Below are 19,558 nucleotides of genomic sequence, written 5' to 3'. Positions count from 1 at the left end.
TAGCCCAGCGTTTGGCCTGTTAGGCCGAAGCGGCGTAACCCACTCGAGCAGTCCCTGTGACAAAGGCGTTTGGACCTGCCTCGCAAGTGGCGATAACAACAGCGCCCGAGAAGGCAAGACAGCTGTTGGTGCCATCGGAGACAGCATGGCTCGCATCGACTTCGGTGCCGGAAATCCACCTATCCGTTTGCCAGTTGTAGCCGGGAGCGGATCGGCATCCAGTATTGGCGCAGCGCCTCGACGGTCGCTGGAATGTCGAGGTGGGCATTGCGGAGAAAGTCCTCGGTCTCGCGGCCGCTTCGCGCTCCCTTAGCCTAAGCCGGGATGAGCTCGAAGCCGGTCCTGGAGGGACCGCCGATTGGCGACGAGGTTGTCAAGGTGCAGCAACTCGTGCCCTGGCCGCTCTCCTTGGGCCAATCGTCGAACCAGCGCCCGCGTGCCGTCCACCACGAAGACGCCGCAATCATAGCTGTTCCGCTGCTGGGCCATGCTAGGTGACTCCAGGCGGGCGCGCAGCCGTCGTGCGAGCTGCGCTGCCGGCTCGTGGTTGTGTCCCCGGACAGAGTCGTAGTGATAGGCAATCGGCTCTCCTCGCGTGCGGCGATCAAGGAGCAGCAGCGACCAATGCGTGCCGAGGCGATTAGGATCCATTGCATCGTTCACCGGCAGGAATAGGAAGTCGGCGGTATCATTACCATTCGGATCGTAGACGATGCGCCGGAATGCACGGAGCATGTCGGGCTCGGCGCCGAAGCGCAATTGATAGTGGGCTATCAGGGGATCCACGAACTGCGCCAGGGCGGCGAATTCCGGACGGTCCCGCTGCAACTCCTGCGCCAGGAGCTCGTAATCCCTGTGGATGTGCTCGTCGCCCAGCCATTCCTTGGCGCCGAGCGCTAGTCCGCTGCGGCCGTGGGATGAGGCTGTCGGATCCAAAGCCCCGATCTGAGCATCGGCGGATGTGCGCGGGACAGGCGCATAACTAGCATCATCACGCGGCTCCTGCGGCGTCGGCGCATTCAGATCAATCAATGGCTCACGACCCCCGTAGGTGTCTGAGCGAGCCCTGGCAAGATGCGCGGGCGCAACATGAGCATCGTCGCGCAACTCGGATGGCGTCCGTGCATTCAGATCAACAAAAGGCTCTCGGCCGCTGTAGGTGTCTGAACGAGCTCGGGCAGGATGCACTGGCGCAAAATCAGCATCGTCGCGCAATTCGGACGGCGTCAGCGCATTGAGATCAACAAATGGCTCAAGGCCAGCGTAGGCGCCTGAGCGAGCCCTGGTCGGATCGGCTGGCGCAAAGTGAGCATCGTCGCGCAATTCGGACGGCGTCCGCGCATTCAGATCAACAAAAGACTCTAGGCCGCTGTAGGTGTCTGAATGAGCCTGGGCAGGATGCACTGGCGCAAAGTCAGCATCGTCGCGCAATTCGGACGGCGTCGGCGCATTCAGATCAACAAGAGACTCTAGGCCGCCGTAGGTGTCCGAGCGAAGCCTGGTAGGATGCGCCGGCGCAAAGTGAGCATCATTGCGCAACTCGGACGGCGTCGGCGCAATCAGACCATAAGATGGCTCAAGCCTGCCCTTAGCATGTGACGCGGGCCAGGATGGTGATGCTCGTTCTTGCACCTGTTCACCCAACCAAACCCAAGCTCCGGCGCTCGGGCTGGCCGGCGTTGAGGGAAGATCCTGCGCCGAGCCCGAGTGCCAATCGCCCTGCGCGGCCGGCGAGTTCGGCTGCTCAGGGCCTGGCAGCCCCAGTTCTCGGTTCGGCTCAATGAGTTTCAAGTAGCTGCGAAGATGCGACAAATCGGGACCGTGTACTCTGCCTCCAGTCCGTTGGAATGCTACCACGTCATTGTCGAGGGATACCTGCTCCCTGCTCGAGCCGTTTAGCCGCCCGATGATGCTCCCTTTGCGCTTCTCTCTAAGCCACGCACTAAGCGCACGAAGACGCCTCGCCCGCTGTTGCGCAGACTGCCTCAGCTTCGCAGTCGGAGTTTTAAGATCTTTCAGAGCTTGGTTCAGCGCGCCCTCGATGAGGGGCGCATCTTCTGGATGAGGAACTAGGCGACGGGGGGCACCGAGGACGCGGGGTTCAGGTGCTTCCACTTCTTCACCCCCACGCAGCAGCCGCCGGAGATGATTCAGAGCCGATCTAATGCGGTTGTTGGGGTCACCGCCCGAGCTCCTGTACTTCGCAATCTCCGCGTTCAGCGATGAACCGTCGCGCAGCCGAGAAGCTACCGGGCCCCTATGACTCGCGTTGACCCAGCGAATAAATGCCCCAAGCCCGTAAACACCGTTGTTGATGGCCCCTTTGGTGAGCTTGCGCAGCTCCGCGTCTCCACGAAACTTCGCCAAGAGCTCCGCGTCTTCGACCGGAAGCTGCTCGCCGATCGGTTCGTCCGGCGACGGCATCGGGGCTTGCATCTGCGATGGTGACGCCACCACTTGATGGGATAGGGTCTGCATCAGCTGCTGCTCAACAGCGACGACCTGCGGAGGCGGCGAGGAGCTGCGTCCGTCCATCGTCTCTAAAAGCAGATCCTGCTGGTTCGCAGGCAGAGTCTCCGGCCAGCTGCCAGCTCCGTTCGACCCGCTGTGCTGCGCAGTCGTCCGCCTCGTCTCGGCGCGAACCGCGTCTTCGAGATCAGGAAGCGGGCGAATATGACGCCGTAGTTCGATCGCTCTAGCACCCGCCGGCGACCTCAGGAGATGAGCCAGTGCGGCCCCGGCTTTTCTGCGGCCATGGGGGTCCTCCTCCTTATACTGGCTGACATCTTCATCCAGCGAGTCGTGGCCAAGTCGAGCAGCAATGCCGGGCTTATGCTTTTCACGGAGGTAATCACTCAAATCGATAAGAAGAGTTGCATAGGTCCTGGCGGTGTTGGCGGTGCTTGGGGCTGCTTCTTCCTTGTACCTTTTGATGAGATCCGCATCCTGGGGATAGGGATTCCGCTCAACCCGGCTTGCAAACGGCGTGATGCCGCCCGGCGATTGGGAGGCTCTAAGAAGATCCAGTGGGATAGCGATGGCCTGCTTCTCCTTCTCGGCGAACTCCTGGGCATCCTTGTCCAGCGACTTGTCGTAAAGCCGGGAAGCAATGCCCGGCTTGTCGTTCTTTACGAGCCAATGCCCCAAGCTGAGAAGACCACGTAGATTGCGACCGACCGTGCTCTCGGAGGCCCCAGCCTTGATGAGTGCCGGCCTGAGCCCCTCAATAAGAGACGCATCTTCGCAATAAACAGGATCCAGGCTGCTACCTGCGAAAACAAAATTTGCATGGCCGGGCGGTAGCGCCGAGGCATTCAGCATCGTTCTACCGCCTTGACCGTGCGGAGGCGGCGTAGATGGGTGGCCGCTCGCCCGCATGATGGGAATCTGCTCGCCTGGCACGAGAATGTTGCTGTAACGTTCATCCGTCAGCTCGTCGTCCTGGTGGCGCCGGTTCACGGGATTAGGGGACTCTGTAGGATCCAATGCTAGGCCATGCCGCGGTGGCTGAAGACACGACGATGCACCGGCTTCGTCGACCGTCCCCAAGAATAAATCTTGATCATCCCCCTCAGCGAGTGCCGCTGGCCAACTGAAGGCGGGCTGCGACCCGCCCTGCTTAGCCGCGGCCTCAATGCCCCCGGCCCGGCCAGTGATTGACGCGACTCCGCCCGGCGACTGAGAGGCGCGGAGACGATCTAGTGCGGTAAGAACGAGGTGCCTGCGATTTTTATCGAAGATCGCAGCGTCGTTGCTCAGCGATTCGTCGTTAAGCCGAGCAGCCACTCCCGGCTTTTTTTTTGCGAAGAGCCACCGGCTAAATCTGCGAAGAGGACCAACATAATTCGTCTTAGCGGTGATCTCCTCGTACCCAGCCTCAACGAGTGCTTCTTGAAGTCCGGAAATCAAGCGTGCGTCTTCGGGATGAAAAGGGGGACCGTTGAGTTTTCTCGCTCCGTTACGGAGATGATCAAGTGCCGCGCCGATACTTTTGCTACCCCCGGCGTCCTTGTAGCGCTTGATCTCTTCATTCAGCGGTTCGTCGTCGTTCCATGTCTCGTCCTGAAACCGAGCAGCAATGCCACGCTTGTTGTTTGCACGAAGGTAGTGGCTGAAATCCGTGAGAATAGATGCATAGGTTTTGGCGGTACTTGAAGTTCGGGCCGCCACTGCTTGCTTTTTGTATTCCTTGATGAGAGTCCCGTCCTTGGGATAAGGAGTCAGGTCAGGGCGGCCTGCGATCGGTACGGCTCCTCCCGTCAATTGAGAGGTCCGCAGATGAGCTAGTGCCCAAGGGACGTTCGCCGTCCCACCTTTTATTATGAACTCCTCGACATCCTTGTCCATCGTCTCGTCATGAAGCCGATCAGCAATGGCCGGCTTGTCGTTTGCAAAGAGCCAACGGCTCAAGCTGAGCAGATAACCGACGTAGCTCGTGGCGGTGCTCTCAACGGCTCCACCCAAGAGGAGCGCCTGCTTAAGGCCGGAAATAAGGGGCGCATCCTTAGCATAAAGCGGATCCTTGCTGCGACCTACCAAGACCCAATTTGATTGAGCGGTCTGCAGCGCTGAGGCGCCCAGCACCGCCTCATCCTCTCCGGCATGCGCCTCAGATCGCGATGCATCCGCTTGATGGGCGCGGACCTGCATGAGCACGGGAGCAGACGGCACAGCGATCTCGCCCAGCTGCTGCTCAAAGGCGGCCGCATCTGTGGACGGAGCCGATGAGCTCTCTTGCGGGCCCGCGGTGCCCGATTGTTGACGCACCCAGTTGGTGGATTCGAACTTCATTCGTTCTCAGTTTCGGAATAATAGGCCAATTTGAAGCCTGAGGTCGCTTGTGATTTGCCACGGAACCGCAAGAATACTGGAGCGCGCGGTCGGAGTGCTTGGACGCGGCGTTCTGGGGCGTTCACGATAGTTTTCTGCTGGAGACTCTATGAGCGATAGCTGTCGAGAACCTGACGCGGAGCCGCCGACTTGTTGCAGCGGACACCCAGGCTGCCCCCTTGGCCGGAAATCAATAAAGACCTGTTCACCGGAGAATCAGACGCGCCAGCTCGGTCGTCAGAGATCTACCGCGGTCTCGACTCTTTCATTGATCTGCCGGCCACACCGCACCAGATGCGTGACGATGCTCACTCAGTGCCGGTGCTCAGCCCGGCCGGTAGTGCCGCGTTCTTCGTCGGGCCATCAGGCGTGCTTCAGGAGCTTGAGGATATCGGATATCTCGTTCCCGAGGATTGGCAGCATGGCTCCCAGCCGGTGGCGGATGTCCAGATCCGTATCCTGAATAACCACGGGTTGCTGCCGACCCAGTTCAGCGGCCCAAGGCAGGTTTTGATCAACGGTGAGACCTACTCGATCGCATTAGGGCCGCGAGGACGCGGTGCACAATTCATCCATCATCCTCGCCCGTCCCCGGTCCCGCCTGCTCAGATCGGCCCTTTGACCGGAGTCTCTGTTGACCGCAGCGGACGCGTCCTGGGCCCCACGCAGTGGCTGGGTGACGAGCATATTGAGCGGGACTATGGGGTCCTGAGGCGGGAGTTGCAGGAGAGCAATCCCGATCTCGCCGCCCGGATGCGGTTCGTGGATCCTTTGATAGCCCAAATGTTGCGGTCAGGCTCCAACGAGGACGCGGAACGCGCATTCGGGTGGAGTCGCGGTGATAGAGCCGACTTCCTGTTCCTGCCGGTTAAGCGATGCCAGCGCTGCGGATAGAGGGTGGCGCGGCAGTCACTGGTCGCTGCTGCTGGTTGATCGCCGCGATCGGGCAAGACCGGCTGCCTATCACTAGGACTCTGCGCCAGGACCCAATAACCTGCCCGCAGAGCAGCTCGCAGAACGGCTGCAGGCCAACCTGCAACAGGGCTCCATGCGCGAGCAGAGCAACACCTATGATTGCGGCGTCTTTGTCGTGGACGGCACCCGGGAGCTGGCGGAAGGACGGCATCCAGACCCGCTGAACCTCAGCAACCTCCGCATCAATCGGCGGGCACTGCAGGACCGGCTAAGGGCTGGGGTCAGCTTCAACTGAATAGAGCGCGCGCAGCTGGTTGAAATGCAACTTCTCGCCGATTGAAGGTCCACAATCGCGCGTTCGCAGAGCATCATGGTGTCTCACAAGTCAGGAGCGGAGACTGGAGCTAAGGCTATTTTCGCAGACGGCGAAGGAGCCCGACGGCGATTGCGCGGCCAGCTTCCGACGGCCGCACAGCCATCATCAACCTCTCCGGTATCATCTTTCCCAAACAGCCGCAGCTGGGACTAAAGGCCCAGCTGCGAGCTAAACACGTGGAGACGTCGCGCCAACATTGCTCCACGAATTGACCCGGCGGCTTGGCTCTCGGCATTTTGGATCCATATTTCGATTGAATCGCCTGTCCAATCATGCTGCGTCTATGCAGCGATGCTCCCGCGCCTGGGGTGATCGGCGCCCAAGTTCTGCAAAACCTGCAGCCAGGCGCCTCCTTTCCGAAGCTTGAATGGTTGACAGACTTATACCAGCCTCCGCGGGCCATGCTGTGCGTGCCGCGAGCACATACAAACCACCACGAGAATCCGCCGGTCGGCCTTCGCGCGACGGCGTGAGTTGTTCGGCTGCTGATTCCGCTCGATGTCGCCCACCATTGAACGAACCCGCTCCGCGGGAGGCCGTGGCGAGACCATTTATCTAAGAGGCATCTGTTTGAAGGATGGGACCGCAAGTCCGTTCCTCTCAATACAGGAGTGCCTCATGGCCACGATGAGTTCGAGCCCGCTGCGCCGCCGCATGATCGACGATATGACGCTGCGCAACTTGTCACCGTCGACGCAGCAATCCTATGTCTACGCGGTTGCAAACTTTAGCCGACATTTCGGCCGATCGCCCGACAAGCTCAGCCTTGAGCAGGTGCGCGCGTACCAACTGCACCTGATCGGGTTGAAGCGGTCGTGGACCCACATCAACCAAGTGACGTGCGCGTTACGCTTTTTCTATGCGCGGGCGCACGGAGGCGATTGAGAACATTATTTCGGCCTGTGAGCCGGTCAAGCAACCGCTGGTGCTGAGTGCGGAGGAAGTCGCCCGTTTCCTGGAGGTTGTACCGGCCCTGCGCGACCGCGTTGCGCTGGTGACGGCCTATGCTGCCGGGCTACGAGCCGGCAAGGTCAGCCGCCTTGAGGCCCAGCGCGATCGACAGCAAGCGCATGCTGATCCTGATCACCGCCGGCAAAGGCGGCAAGGACCGTTACGTGATGCTGTCGCCGCGGCTGCTCAGCATCCTGCGATCCTACTGGTGTCTGGCCAAACCGCGCCATTGGCTGTTTCCAGGGCGCAATCCGGACGATCCGGTGAGTGTCGGCACGTTGCAAGAGGCCTGCCGCAAAGCTCGGCAACATGCCGGTCTCGATAAGCAGGTGACGACACATGTTCTGCGCCATAGCTTCGCTACTCACCTTTACGAGCGCGGTACTGATACCCGGCTCATCCAAGTCCTTCTTGGGCATGCGCGACTGTTATCGACGGAGCGCTACACGCACGTCGCAACCAATCCGCAGCCCGTGGTGCAGACCTGCATCGTGCACCTAATCCGAGCGTTTCGGCAGTTCTGTTGATTGGTATCGGCGGGTTCGGCAAATGCCGCATTCTCAAACAGGCGGTCGAGGCGTTCGAGATAGCCAATAAGAGTATCGTCGTCCGCCACTTGTCGCGTAACGCTGAGGTAACCAAGAAGAGCCTTGAGGATATCGGCGACAACGCAGGAAGCCGCTCACCCGCTGCAGTCAATTCGGATGCTTGAAATATCCCGTAAAGGCTGCGCCGCACATGCGGCGCGAGAGCGGGCCTTTTGTCGGGCACTTGCTGCGCCGGTTGTCGGCATTGAGACAATGCAAGAAGCCTGACACTAGGAAGTGCCTGCTGAGCCTCCGATTCACTCCGGCACGCGATTTGCTCGTTCACGGCATCATCACTATCGCAACGCGATTGGTCTTCGAGACGGAAACGGCGCCTTCGCTGTTCGCGTCTGGTCCGTTCCGACGGTTTGCGTGGCAATGACTTGTCGCTCGCTTGTGACCAAGAAAATGCAGGAAGTGTTGGATGCGATCTAGAGTTCTCCTTTTGGGAGCCACAACAGTTGCGCTCGTCGCGGTGCAACCAAAGCGGCAGACCTTGAGCCAGGAGCGAACTGCGCATGGCGCTGTGGGCGTGGTCCGGAGGCTATAGTGGCGGACAGGTCGGTGGCGGGTGGGTCGAGCCTCCTTCACCAATCCCTGCGGTCAGTCGATCTATGACAGCCGACGGGTTCGAGCCGCACGGCGGCATAACGCGCACCTGTCGATTGGCCAAGGGCCGCATTTCTGCTTGGGCGCTGGGCTGGCGCGCCTACAGCGATGCGCCTTCCCCGCGCTGTTCGTGCGACTAGAGGATGTCGCGCTGATCATCGCCGCGGAGGACCGTCGTCTACATGCCGTCTTACGTCATTCGCTGCCCGCAGCGCTCGCCGGTCACCTTCCGCCCTTCCATCGCTTAGAGAGTGAAGTGCCACCATGTCCGAACAACCCTTGCCGAGGCTGCCGATGTGGCGCGTCGATCACATCGAGCCCTCGCCCGAGATGTTGATGCTACGCGCCAACGGTCCGATCCACCGCGTGCGCTTCCCGTCCGGGCACGAAGGCTGGTGGGTGACAGGCTACGACGAGGCCAAGGCGGTGCTGTCTGACGCGGCGTTCCGGCCCGCGGGAATGCCGCCGGCGGCATTCACTCCGGATTCGGTGATTCTCGGTTCGCGGGGCTGGCTGGTCTCGCACGAGGGAGCCGAACATGCCCGGTTACGCAAGATCGTGGCGCCGGCCTTCTGCAACCACAGGGTGAAGCTGCTCGCCCAGCAGGTCGAGGCGATCGCCGCGCAGTTGTTCGAGACGTTGGGGGCCCAGCCCCAGCCCGCCGACCTGCGGCGCCACCTCTCGTTTCCCCTTCCGGCCATGGTCATCAGCGCGCTGATGGGCGTGCTCTACGAGGATCACGCCTTTTTCGCCGGGCTGTCCGACGAGGTGATGACGCACCAGCATGAAAGCGGCCCGCGCAGCGCGTCGCGCCTGGCTTGGGAAGAACTGCGCGCCTACATTCGCGGCAAGATGCGGGACAAGCGCCAGGATCCGGGCGACAACCTGCTAACGGATCTGCTCGCGGCGGTTGACCAGGGCAAGGCGACGGAGGAAGAGGCGATCGGCTTGGCGGCGGGTATGCTGGTGGCGGGCCACGAGAGCACCGTCGCGCAGATCGAATTCGGCCTGCTGGCCATGTTCCGCCATCCGCAACAGCGCGAACGCCTGGTCGGCGATCCATCCCTGGTGGACAAGGCGGTGGAGGAAATCCTGCGTATGTACCCGCCGGGCGCGGGCTGGGACGGCATCATGCGCTATCCGAGGACCGACGTGACCATCGCGGGCGTTCATATTCCCCCGGAAAGCAAGGTGCTGGTCGGCCTGCCGGCGACGTCGTTCGATACGCGCCATTTCGTCGACCCGGAAATCTTCGACATCGGGCGCGACGGAGAGCCGCACCTGGCGTTCTCTTCCGGGCCGCACTCCTGCATCGGCGGCGCGCTGGCCAGGCTAGAACTCAAGGCGGTGTTCGGTTCGATCTTCCAGCGCTTTCCCGAGCTGCGCTTGGCCTTAGCCCCCGAAGAACTGAAGTTGCGCAAGGAGATCATCACCGGCGGGTTCGAGGAGTTCCCGGTGCTCTGGTGATGTGCGGACGCCGCTGGGGGATCGCGATCGTCTCCGCGATTTGCCGGCGTGCCTGCCACGTACCGGTCAGATCAGCCAGCCAATAGGTAACCAGGATGGACGTGCAAGAAACAACATGCCGGGACGCCTTCGCCGAACTGGCGTCGCCGGCGTGGATTCACGACCCGTATCCATTCATGCGGTGGTTGCGCGAGCACGATCCGGTGCATCGCGCGGCGTCGGGCCTCTTTCTGTTGAGCCGCCACGCCGACATCTGCTGGGCTCTCAAGGCCACGGGCGATGCTTTTCGAGGACCGGCGCCCGGCGAACTGGCGCGCTATTTCCCGCGTGCGGCGAGAAGCCTGTCGCTCAATCTGCTGGCGTCCACGCTTGCGATGAAGGACCCACCGACGCATACGCGTCTGCGCCGGCTGATCTCGCGCGATTTCACCATGCGCCAGATCGACAACCTGCGGCCGAGCATCGCGCGCATCGTCGCAGCGCGGCTGGACGGCATGGCGCCCGCGCTGGAGCGCGGGGAGGCGGTGGACCTTCATCGGGAATTCGCGCTGACCTTGCCCATGCTGGTCTTCGCCGAACTGTTTGGCATGCCCCAGGACGACATTTTCGGGCTCGCCGCCGGCATCGGCGGCATCCTGGAAGGCCTGAGCCCGCACGCCAGCGATCCCCAGCTCGCCGCGGCGGACGCGGCCAGCGCCAGAGTGCAGGCCTACTTCGGCGACCTCATACAGTCCAAGCGCACCAATCCCCGCCACGACATCGTGTCGATGCTGGTCGGCGCACATGACCACGATGCCGACACGCTGTCGGATGCGGAGTTGATCAGCATGCTGTGGGGCATGCTGCTGGGCGGCTTCACCACCACTGCTGCGAGCATCGACCATGCCGTCCTGGCGATGCTGGCGTATCCCGAACAGCGGCACTGGCTGCAGAAGGACGCCGCGGGGGTGAGGGCATTCGTCGAAGAAGTCCTGCGCTGCGACGCGCCCGCGATGTTCAGCTCCATTCCGCGTATCGCCCAGCGCGACATCGAACTGGACGACGTGGTGATCCCGAAGAACGCGGACGTGCGCGTGCTGATCGCGTCCGGCAATCGCGACCCGGACGCCTTCGCCGATCCCGATCGCTTCGATCCCGCGCGGTTCTACGGCACCAGTCCAGGCATGTCGACCGACGGGAAGATCATGCTGAGCTTCGGCCACGGCATTCACTTCTGCCTCGGTGCGCAACTGACCCGGGTGCAGTTGGCCGAGAGCCTGCCCCGGATCCAGGCCCGCTTCCCCACGCTGGCATTGGCCGAGCAGCCGACCCGGGAGCCCTCGGCGTTCCTTCGGACGTTCCGCGCACTGCCGGTGCGGCTGCATGCGCAGGGGAGCTGAGATGCGCGTCATGGTCGACCAGGATCTGTGCGGAACCAGCGGGCAGTGCGTGCTGACGCTGCCGGGCACCTTTCGCCAGCGCGAACCGGACGGCGTGGCCGAAGTGTGCGTGGCGAAGGTCCCGCAGGCGCTGCACGCCGCCGTGAGGCTCGCGGCGAGCCAGTGCCCGGTCGCCGCCATTCGGGTCATCGAAAGCGACGCTGGCGATGGCGAGCGCGCCAGCGCGCACCCTGCGCCTTCTCCAGCGGAGGCCGAGCGGCATGCCGCGAAAGACCAACACAATCTAGGGCGATACATGGGACGGTTTGAAAGCAAAGTGGCCGTGGTGACCGGCGCCGGAGCCGGCATCGGCAAGGCATGCGCCCTCGCCATCGCGCGCGAGGGCGGCAGAGTGGTGGTGGCCGACATTGATGGATCGGCGGCTATCGCCTGCACCGCGCAGATCGCGGCCGAAGCGGGCCACGCGCTCGCCCTGGCGATCGACATCGCCGATGCGCAGGCGGTGGCAGCGCTGTTCGAGACGGCGGAGCGGCACTTCGGTGGGGTCGACCTGCTGGTGAACAACGCGAGCGCGATGCATCTGACCCCGCGCGACCGCGCGATCCTTGAGCTGGACCTAGCGGTCTGGGATCAGACCATGGCGACCAATCTGCGTGGCACGCTGCTCTGCTGCCGGCAGGCCATCCCACGGATGATCGCCCGCGGAGGTGGCGCGATCGTCAACATGTCGTCGTGCCAGGGGCTCAGCGGTGACACCGCGCTGACATCCTACGCCGCGTCGAAGGCGGCGATGAACATGCTGTCGGCCTCGCTCGCCACCCAGTACGGTCATGCGCAGATCCGCTGCAATGCGGTTGCACCCGGTCTCATCATGACCGAGCGTCTCCTCGCCAAGCTGGACGCGTACATGCAAACCGATCTGCGCCGGCACCAGCTCCTGCCGCGCGTGGGCCGCCCCGAGGACGTGGCCGCGCTGGTGGCGTTCCTGCTCTCCGACGATGCTGCGTTCATCACCGGCCAGGTCGTGTGCATCGACGGCGGCATGCTGGCGCATGTGCCGACATACGCCGACGGTGGCAACAGCCGCGCCGCGCGGCCTGCCGGCGAGACCGCCGAAGCGGACGCGGCGCCGCGCTGCTGATGGACATGCTGCTCAACCCGCTGAACCGTCGGCATCGGCTGCGGCACGACATCCCGGTCGTGCCCGGCGCTTTTCCCTTGGTCGGGCATCTTCCCGCCGTCGTCTGCGACCTGCCGCGCCTGCTGCGGCGCGCGGAACGGACGCTGGGCAGCCACTTCTGGCTAGATTTCGGCCCTGCCGGACACCTGATGACCAGTCTGGATCCGGATGCTCTCGCAGTGCTCCGGCACAAGGACGTGTCCTCGGCGCTCATCGAAGACATCGCGCCCGAATTGTTTGGCGGAACGTTGGTCGCCCAGGATGGCATCGCGCACCGGCAGGCGCGCGATGCGATCCAGGCGGCGCTTCTGCCCAAGGGGCTGACCCAGGCCGGCATCGGCGAGCTGTTCGCGCCCGTCATCCGGGCGCGCGTGCAGAGATGGCGCGACCGGGGCGACGTCACCATCCTGCGCGAAACCGGCGATCTGATGCTCAAGCTCATCTTCAGTCTCATGGGAATCCCCGCGCAGGACCTGCCGGGATGGCATCGCAAGTACCGGCAACTGCTGCAGTTGGTCGTCGCGCCCCCGGTCGACCTGCCCGGACTGCCCTTGCGGCGCGGCCGCGCCGCCCGCGACTGGATCGATGCGCGGTTGCGCGAGTTCGTCCGCGCCGCGCGCGAACATGCCGCGCGCACCGGGTTGATCAACGACATGGTGAGCGCCTTCGATCGCAGCGACGATGCGCTTTCCGATGACGTCCTGATCGCCAATATCCGCTTGCTGCTGCTTGGTGGTCACGACACCACCGCCTCGACGATGGCCTGGATGGTGATCGAGCTGGCGCGGCAGCCTGGGCTGTGGGACGCGCTGGTCGAGGAGGCGCAACGCGTAGGCGCGGTGCCGACCCGGCACGCGGACCTGGCGCAGTGTCCGGTCGCCGAGGCGCTGTTCCGCGAGACGCTGCGCGTGCATCCGGCGACGCCGCTCCTGGTGCGTCGCGCATTGCGTGAATTGCGACTCGGCCAACGGCGCATTCCCGCGGGCACCGATCTGTGCATCCCGCTGCTGCATTTCTCGACCTCGGCGCTGCTGCACGAGGCGCCTGATCAGTTTCGGCTGGCGCGGTGGCTGCAACGCACCGAGCCGATCCGGCCGGTGGACATGCTGCAGTTCGGTACCGGCCCACACGTCTGCATGGGCTACCACCTGGCATGGCTGGAACTGGTGCAGTTCTGTATCGCCTTGGCGCTGACCATGCACGAGGCCGGGGTGCGGCCGCGGTTGCTGAGCGGCGTCGAAAAAGGCCGGCGCTATTACCCGACCGCGCATCCGTCCATGACTATCCGCATCGGATTCTCATGAGCTGGCATCGCATGCCCCGTGTGGTGAGGCAGCGGCGCCGGCGACACGCGGCATTGCTCCACTCGGCGCGCGCGCTCGGTGCGAGGCCGGCAACACCGCGGCGGCTCGCGGCTCGCCGTGGCCGTCTCCTGGCAGGTACAAGGACATGAACAACATGCAGACCGGTTCCACGCCACACGACGACCGAGCTGGCGTTTCCGCGAACGGCGGATCGGGCGCGCAGGCGCGCGGCGCATCCGGCAGGCTGCTGCCCGAGATTTGGATGCAGGACGGCGCAAAGCGGGTCGAACAGGCGCTGGCGCGTCTTCTCTGCGCCGAAGACGACGGTGAGACCGAGCTGATGGCGGCGATGCGCTACGCCACCTTGCATGGCGGCAAGCGCACCCGCGCCTTGCTCTGTTTGGCTGCCGGCGCACTGGCCGACACGCCGGCGCACATGCTCGACGAAGTCGGCGCCGCCATCGAGATGATGCACGCCTGTACGTTGGTCCACGACGATCTGCCTGCGATGGACGACGACGTGCTTCGCCGCGGCCTTCCGACCGTGCACGTCAAGTTCGGCGAAGCCACCGCGATCTTGGTGGGCGATGCGCTGCAGGCGCACGCCTTCCTGACCCTGGCGAGCCTGGATGCGCCGGGCGACAACCGTATTGCGCTCGTGCGCGAACTGGCGCAGGCGGTGTCCGCCGAGGGGGCCGCGGGCGGGCAGGCCATGGATCTGTCGCTGGTTGGAAAGCACGTCGAGCTGGACAGGATCCTGGTGATGCACCGGATGAAGTGCGGAGCGCTAGTGCGCGCATCCGTTCGCATGGGCGCGCTATGCGCCATTGCGGAGGATGCCGCGCACGCTGCGATGTACTGTGCGCTCGATCGCTACAGCGCCCATTTCGGCCTGGCGTTGCAGGTGATCGACGACATTCTCGACGCGACAGTAGATACCGCGACGCTGGGCAAGACCCCCGGCAAGGACGCGGCGGCGCGGAAGCCGACCTGCGCGTCGATCATGGGGCTGCAGGCAGCGCGGCAGTTCGTGATGGATCTGTTGCGCGACGCCGGGGAGGCCGTCGCCCCGTTGGGGCCGCGTGCGGAACGGTTGGCGCAGATCCTGCAGCGGGCCGACGCCTATCTGTTCAAGCACGCGCCATGCGCATGAGCGCGCCGGTCCACATGGAGTCGCCCCTGGGCCGCTGCGATCGGCCTGCGGCAGCGGTGCATGTTGTCCGAATCCGTGGCGCTGAGCGCAGCGGTTGCCCAGCATGGCCGCGACGGGCCTGCGGCGACGTGCGCGGCGTCTGCCCGATCCTGGTTCCCGTCAACCGTCTGCAGAAGGAACATCCCGCGTGAACGCGCTGGCTGAACAGATCCTTTCCGAATTGCGCCACCTGCTGAGCGAGATGCGCGATGGCGGCAGCGTCGGTCCATCCGTCTACGACACGGCGCGAACTCTGCAGTTCCATGGCAACGTCATCGGTCGGCAGGACGCATACGCGTGGCTCATCGCACAGCAACAGGCCGATGGCGGATGGGGAAGCGCAGACTTCCCGCTGTTCCGTCATGCGCCGACATGGGCGGCGTTGCTGGCATTGCAGCGTGTCGATTCTCTTCCCGGCGCTGCCGACGCTGTCCAGGCTGCAACGCGGTTCCTCCAGCGCCAGCCCGATCCCTATGCGCGTGCGGTGCCGGACGACGCGCCGATCGGCGCGGAGCTGATCCTACCGCGGTTTTGCGACGAGGCCGCATCCTTGCCGGGCGGCGTGGCGTTTCCGCGCCACCCGGCGCTGTTGCCGTTGCGGCAAGCGCGGGTCAAGCGGGGGGCCGTGGCGACGTTGCCGAGCGGCCATCCGTTGCTGCACTCCTGGGAAGCCTGGGGGACGTCGCCGACCACCGCATGGCCGGATGATGACGGCAGCATCGGCATCAGTCCCGCGGCCACTGCCGCGTGGCGTGCGCACGCCGTGACACAGGGGAGCACGCCGCAGGTCGGGCGCGCCGACGCGTATCTGCAGGCGGCATCGCGAGCAACGCGCAGCGGCATCGAAGGTGTCGTTCCCAACGTCTGGCCGATCAATGTGTTCGAGCCATGCTGGTCGCTATACACCTTGCATCTGGCCGGTCTGTTCGCGCATCCCGCGCTCGCCGGGGCGGTGCGCGTGATCATCGCGCAGCTCGACGCCCGCCTGGGCGTGCGCGGTCTGGGCCCGGCCGTGCACTTCGCGGCAGATGCGGACGACACCGCCGTTGCGTTGTGCGTCCTGCGCCTTGCAGGCCGCGACCGGGCGGCCGATGCGTTGCGCCATTTCGAAATCGGCGAGCTGTTCGTCACCTTCCCCGGCGAGCGCAATGCCTCGGTGTCGACCAACATCCATGCCCTGCATGCGTTGCGACTGTTGGGAAAGCCCGCCGCCGGCACCAGCGCCTACGTCGAGGCCAATCGCAACCCGCACGGTCTCTGGGACAACGAAAAATGGCACGTTTCGTGGCTGTATCCCACCGCGCATGCGGTCGCAGCGCTGGCGCAAGGCAAGCCCCAGTGGCGCGACGAGCGCGCGCTGGCGGCGCTGCTGCAGGCGCAGCGCGACGACGGCGGCTGGGGCGCCGGTCGCGCGTCCACATTCGAGGAAACTGCCTATGCGCTGTTCGCGTTGCACGTGATGGACGGGAGCGAAGAGCCGACAGGGCGGCGGCGCATTGCGCAGGCGGTGGCGCGTGCGCTGGAGTGGATGCTCGCCCGCCATGCGGCGCATGCATTGCCGCAGACTCCGCTGTGGATCGGCAAGGAACTGTATTGCCCCACCCGGGTCGTGCGCGTGGCCGAACTCGCCGGGTTGTGGCTGGCACTTGGTTGGGAGCGGCGCGTCCTGGCCGAGGGAACAGGAGCGGCGCCATGATTCAGACCGAACGCGCGCTGCAGGAGGTGCTGGAGTGGGGGCGTTCCCTGACCGGGTTCGCCGACGAGCACGGCGTGGAAGCGGTCAGGGGCGGCCAGTACATCCTGCAGCGCATCCTTCCGAGCCTGCACGATATCAGCGCCCGCACCGGCCGCGATCCGCAGGATGAAACGCTGACCGTGGCGTTCTATCGCGAACTGGCGATGCTGTTCTGGCTCGACGATTGCAACGACCTTGGCCTGATCGCGCCGGAGCAGCTCGCCGCGGTGGAGCAGGCACTGGGGCAGGGCGTGCCGTGCGCGCTCCCCGGATTCGAGGGCTGCGCTGTGCTGCGCGCTTCGCTGGCCGCGCTCGCCTACGATCGTCGCGACTATGCTCAGCTTCTCGACGATACCCGGTGCTACTGCGCGGCGCTGCGCGCCGGACACGCGCAGGCGGTGGGGGCGGAACGCTGGTCCTACGCCGAGTACCTGCACAACGGCATCGATTCGATCGCCTACGCGAACGTGTTCTGTTGCCTGTCGTTGCTGTGGGGACTGGACATGGCGACCTTGCGCGCGCGTCCGGCGTTTCGCCAGGTCCTGCGGCTCATCTCCGCGATAGGGCGCCTGCAGAACGATCTGCATGGACGCGACATGGACAGGTCGGCCGACGAGGCCGACAACGCGGCGATCCTGCTGCTGCAGCGCTATCCGGCTATGCCTGTGGTGGAGTTCCTCAACGACGAGCTGGCCGGCCATACGCGCATGCTGGATCGGGTGATAGCGAAAGAACGCTTTCCCGCGCCCTGGGGACCGTTGATCGAGGCCATGGCCGCCATCCGCGCTCAGTACTACCGGACCTCGACCAGCCGCTACGGCAGCGACGCTGCGGGAGGAGGCTAACGTGCGCCGGCCTGAACGCGCGAAGGCGGCGGCGTGCGCGCGCTGCCTTCGGCCGAATCCGACGCAACAACGTCGCCCGATGCGACGGATGCCCTCGTTGTCCACCGTGCAATACGCAGTGGTAGAGAGTCCTTCCGAAGCGGATAGTTGGTCTATGGATTGCCGATCAAAGGGGATGCCATCGCTCATCGCGAAATCCCAGAGATGCAGCTTCGGCAGCAGCAGAACTCCGTTTACGTTCTTGTGCGCGCTGTGGTTGGATGCCCGCAATACGCGTTGACGATAGATCTTCGATATATTCGCCCGAAGTCGATGTCGGCAGCGCAACGCCTGCCGCATTCAGGCCGGTGAATCAGCTTCCGGCAGCTGGAGCCAAGCTCAAGCTTTTGGCGCTTGCTCAGAAAACTGCCTCTGTGTGAGACAAGGGTCCCTGTACGCGCAATAAGAGGAACCGCGCTGACAGTCTCTCTTGACGGCGAAGTTCGAGACGGACGGCACTACATGCAGGTCCGTGTCTACTTTGAAGATACCGACGCCGGCCAGATTGTTTATCATGCGAATTTTTTGCCTTTCATGGAACGTGGCAGACGAACTACTTGCGCCTGCTCGGCAATCCGTTAACGGGGGAGGCGATGCAATTTGCAGGAGAGCCCGCAAGCAAGTCGGTCACGGCGCCACCATTGAAGGTCGGCAAGGATGCTGTTTGTGGCTTCAAGGAAGGGGCGCGCTGATCTCGCTGTCAGATACCAAAATTGAGCGAACCCACTAAAGCTCCTGGGCCGCCGCGACGAATTATTGATTGCGGATTGCTTTAATGGAAGGCTGTACGGTCAAGCGATAAAGCACGAGGTGGGCCGCTCCGAGCTCCTCGATCAGTGTGCCGCAAGCAGGGCAGTGGTAGTTTCCTTGGATGCCACGTTCAGACGTAAGCTCAAGACGGCGAAAACCAGCACCGCATTCCGAGAGTCAAATCACTCTTTTTCATGCGTGGCCTCCTCGCGCCGGCAGTCGTCACATTTCTTTAACATGCGCTTAGTTATCACGCATCTCTCTGGGACGGTCCTTCAAGCACAATTAACATTGAGGATTTGCTGGCGCCTGCGCCGTCGGCAAATGGTAGTCGTACAAATCGGACATCCGACAAAAAATTTCGCGCGCAACTGACGAGCGCTACTTCGTAGAATACGTGAGGCTCAAATCATTCGTTCGAAGATTCTCGTCGTTCCAGTGGCGCTGGCAAACGCTTTTCGTTGAATTATGCACTACCGCCGCGGATTTTCTGCGTTATGAGTCTTGAAGACGGTCGCGCCAGATGTTTCAGGCAACGGCATCGATCAGCAGGGGCCGAACGCGACCGTCTCGTCTTTTTAAGAGCGAATTAAGCCAAGCTGGATTTGATGCCGCCCGGGCAGGAAGCTTAGGTGAGTGGGGCGTGTGATGCGTGCTGCCAACGAGCAATCCGCGGAATCAAATACGAGGCTGATCAATGACATGCCGGTCCTGCGGCGCAAGTGGCAGGTTGCGCTCAAGCCCGGCGAAACGCTTCCCCGCTACGAAAATGTGCTACTGGGGAGCCTCGGGCGGCTTGCCGATCATCTTGTGCTGCTCAGGTGTAACAATGGCGCGTTTGCCGTTTCGCGCACCGGTCGCTATGCTCAGAACTGGCTGGGCGAGGCCCGTTGGGACATTCCGCTGGATGCGTTGCGTCCAGATTGCGCGACAGCCCTCACCGGGGCGGCTTCGAATGCGATTGCAAACAACCATCCCTATCTGGTCGTCCGTTAAGAAGGCGAATTGAGCGCGGCGGGACGGCCGAACGTGCGCCATAGCTGGAGCGGATGAGGCACAAGAGTTCTCTGAGCCAGGCGAGGATGCGGCGGAAGTTGTGGCCCACGGCTGAGAGGATGACGTTAGCCGCATTGCCGGCGCGGCCTTTGAGGTAGCAGCGGCCGAGGTGACCATCGGCCTTCAGGTGTCCGGTGATGGGTTCGATGGCGGAGCGGCGGCGCAGCTCGCGCTTGATGACACCGAAGACGCCGCGCTTCTGGCCGGAGATGAAGGTCCGTCGGGGATTTTGTGCGTCGTGGCCGCGGTATCCCTTGTCGACATAGGCCCGCTCGATCGCGCAGCCGGTGAGTGTCTCGGTGCGGTCGATGACGTCCCGCAAGGTGTGACCGTCGTACGGGTT

Annotated in this window: 14 protein-coding genes and 3 pseudogenes; 15 read left to right on the top strand and 2 right to left on the bottom strand. The window is 63.6% G+C overall.

The features are described from left to right. Positions 1–309: 309 nt before the first annotated feature. Positions 310–4,791 (bottom strand): Ulp1 family isopeptidase, encoded by a 4,482-nt coding sequence (locus tag I6F20_RS36190; RefSeq protein WP_225131050.1) that lies wholly within the window; start codon positions 4,789–4,791, stop codon positions 310–312. 189 nt (positions 4,792–4,980) lie between these two features. On the opposite strand from I6F20_RS36190, the gene I6F20_RS36185 reads away from it, so the two are divergent. From I6F20_RS36185 to I6F20_RS36120, 15 genes and pseudogenes are all read left to right on the top strand, one after another. Next, the gene (locus tag I6F20_RS36185) at positions 4,981–5,724 is read left to right on the top strand and encodes a hypothetical protein (protein ID WP_225131048.1); all 744 of its coding nucleotides are present in this window, start codon (positions 4,981–4,983) and stop codon (positions 5,722–5,724) included. Between the two features lie 154 nt (positions 5,725–5,878). Next, on the top strand, positions 5,879–6,040 hold the full coding sequence (locus tag I6F20_RS36180; protein ID WP_225131038.1) for a C48 family peptidase: 162 nt from the start codon (positions 5,879–5,881) through the stop codon (positions 6,038–6,040). Positions 6,041–6,739: 699 nt separating this feature from the next. Beyond that, positions 6,740–7,006, top strand: a complete 267-nt coding sequence (locus I6F20_RS37840) for a site-specific integrase (RefSeq protein WP_249782201.1) — start codon at positions 6,740–6,742, stop codon at positions 7,004–7,006. A 119-nt stretch (positions 7,007–7,125) separates the two neighbouring features. Further along, a complete protein-coding gene (locus I6F20_RS37835; RefSeq protein WP_249782200.1) occupies positions 7,126–7,599 on the top strand; it encodes a tyrosine-type recombinase/integrase in 474 nt (157 codons plus the stop codon). Then, entirely contained in the window at positions 7,596–7,784 is a 189-nt protein-coding gene (locus tag I6F20_RS36170; protein WP_225131036.1) for a hypothetical protein, read from the top strand. Before I6F20_RS37835 ends, I6F20_RS36170 begins: the two co-directional genes overlap by 4 nt. A gap of 748 nt (positions 7,785–8,532) precedes the next feature. Beyond that, positions 8,533–9,735 carry a cytochrome P450 gene (locus I6F20_RS36165; protein ID WP_225131025.1) on the top strand — a complete coding sequence of 401 codons (1,203 nt, stop codon included), beginning with the start codon at positions 8,533–8,535 and terminating at the stop codon, positions 9,733–9,735. A 95-nt stretch (positions 9,736–9,830) separates the two neighbouring features. After that, positions 9,831–11,114 (top strand): cytochrome P450, encoded by a 1,284-nt coding sequence (locus tag I6F20_RS36160; protein ID WP_225131022.1) that lies wholly within the window; start codon positions 9,831–9,833, stop codon positions 11,112–11,114. A 1-nt stretch (position 11,115) separates the two neighbouring features. Then, a pseudogene (locus I6F20_RS36155) lies at positions 11,116–11,403 on the top strand (ferredoxin); the annotation flags it as partial. A gap of 6 nt (positions 11,404–11,409) precedes the next feature. Then, positions 11,410–12,255, top strand: coding sequence for an SDR family oxidoreductase (locus tag I6F20_RS36150; protein ID WP_225131121.1), 846 nt, complete (start codon positions 11,410–11,412; stop codon positions 12,253–12,255). Continuing rightward, positions 12,255–13,598, top strand: a complete 1,344-nt coding sequence (locus I6F20_RS36145; RefSeq protein WP_225131020.1) for a cytochrome P450 — start codon at positions 12,255–12,257, stop codon at positions 13,596–13,598. Before I6F20_RS36150 ends, I6F20_RS36145 begins: the two co-directional genes overlap by 1 nt. Positions 13,599–13,752: 154 nt before the next feature. Next, positions 13,753–14,751, top strand: coding sequence for a polyprenyl synthetase family protein (locus I6F20_RS36140; RefSeq protein ID WP_225131119.1), 999 nt, complete (start codon positions 13,753–13,755; stop codon positions 14,749–14,751). A 187-nt stretch (positions 14,752–14,938) separates the two neighbouring features. After that, positions 14,939–16,486 (top strand): hypothetical protein, encoded by a 1,548-nt coding sequence (locus I6F20_RS36135; protein ID WP_225131018.1) that lies wholly within the window; start codon positions 14,939–14,941, stop codon positions 16,484–16,486. Continuing rightward, positions 16,483–17,370, top strand: a complete 888-nt coding sequence (locus I6F20_RS36130; protein ID WP_225131016.1) for a terpene synthase family protein — start codon at positions 16,483–16,485, stop codon at positions 17,368–17,370. The genes I6F20_RS36135 and I6F20_RS36130 overlap by 4 nt, the downstream gene beginning before the upstream one ends. A 456-nt stretch (positions 17,371–17,826) precedes the next feature. Beyond that, positions 17,827–17,981, top strand: a pseudogene (locus I6F20_RS36125) (4-hydroxybenzoyl-CoA thioesterase); the annotation flags it as partial. A gap of 826 nt (positions 17,982–18,807) precedes the next feature. Next, entirely contained in the window at positions 18,808–19,155 is a 348-nt protein-coding gene (locus I6F20_RS36120) for a hypothetical protein (RefSeq protein ID WP_306469183.1), read from the top strand. Here I6F20_RS36120 and I6F20_RS36115 read toward each other — a convergent pair. Further along, positions 19,152–19,558: pseudogene (locus tag I6F20_RS36115) on the bottom strand (transposase); the annotation flags it as partial. The gene I6F20_RS36120 and the pseudogene I6F20_RS36115 sit on opposite strands and share 4 nt — an antisense overlap.

This window comes from Bradyrhizobium sp. IC3123 (genome assembly GCF_020193625.1).
Taxonomy (GTDB): domain Bacteria; phylum Pseudomonadota; class Alphaproteobacteria; order Rhizobiales; family Xanthobacteraceae; genus Bradyrhizobium; species Bradyrhizobium yuanmingense.
This window is presented reverse-complemented; position numbering and strand designations above follow the sequence as displayed.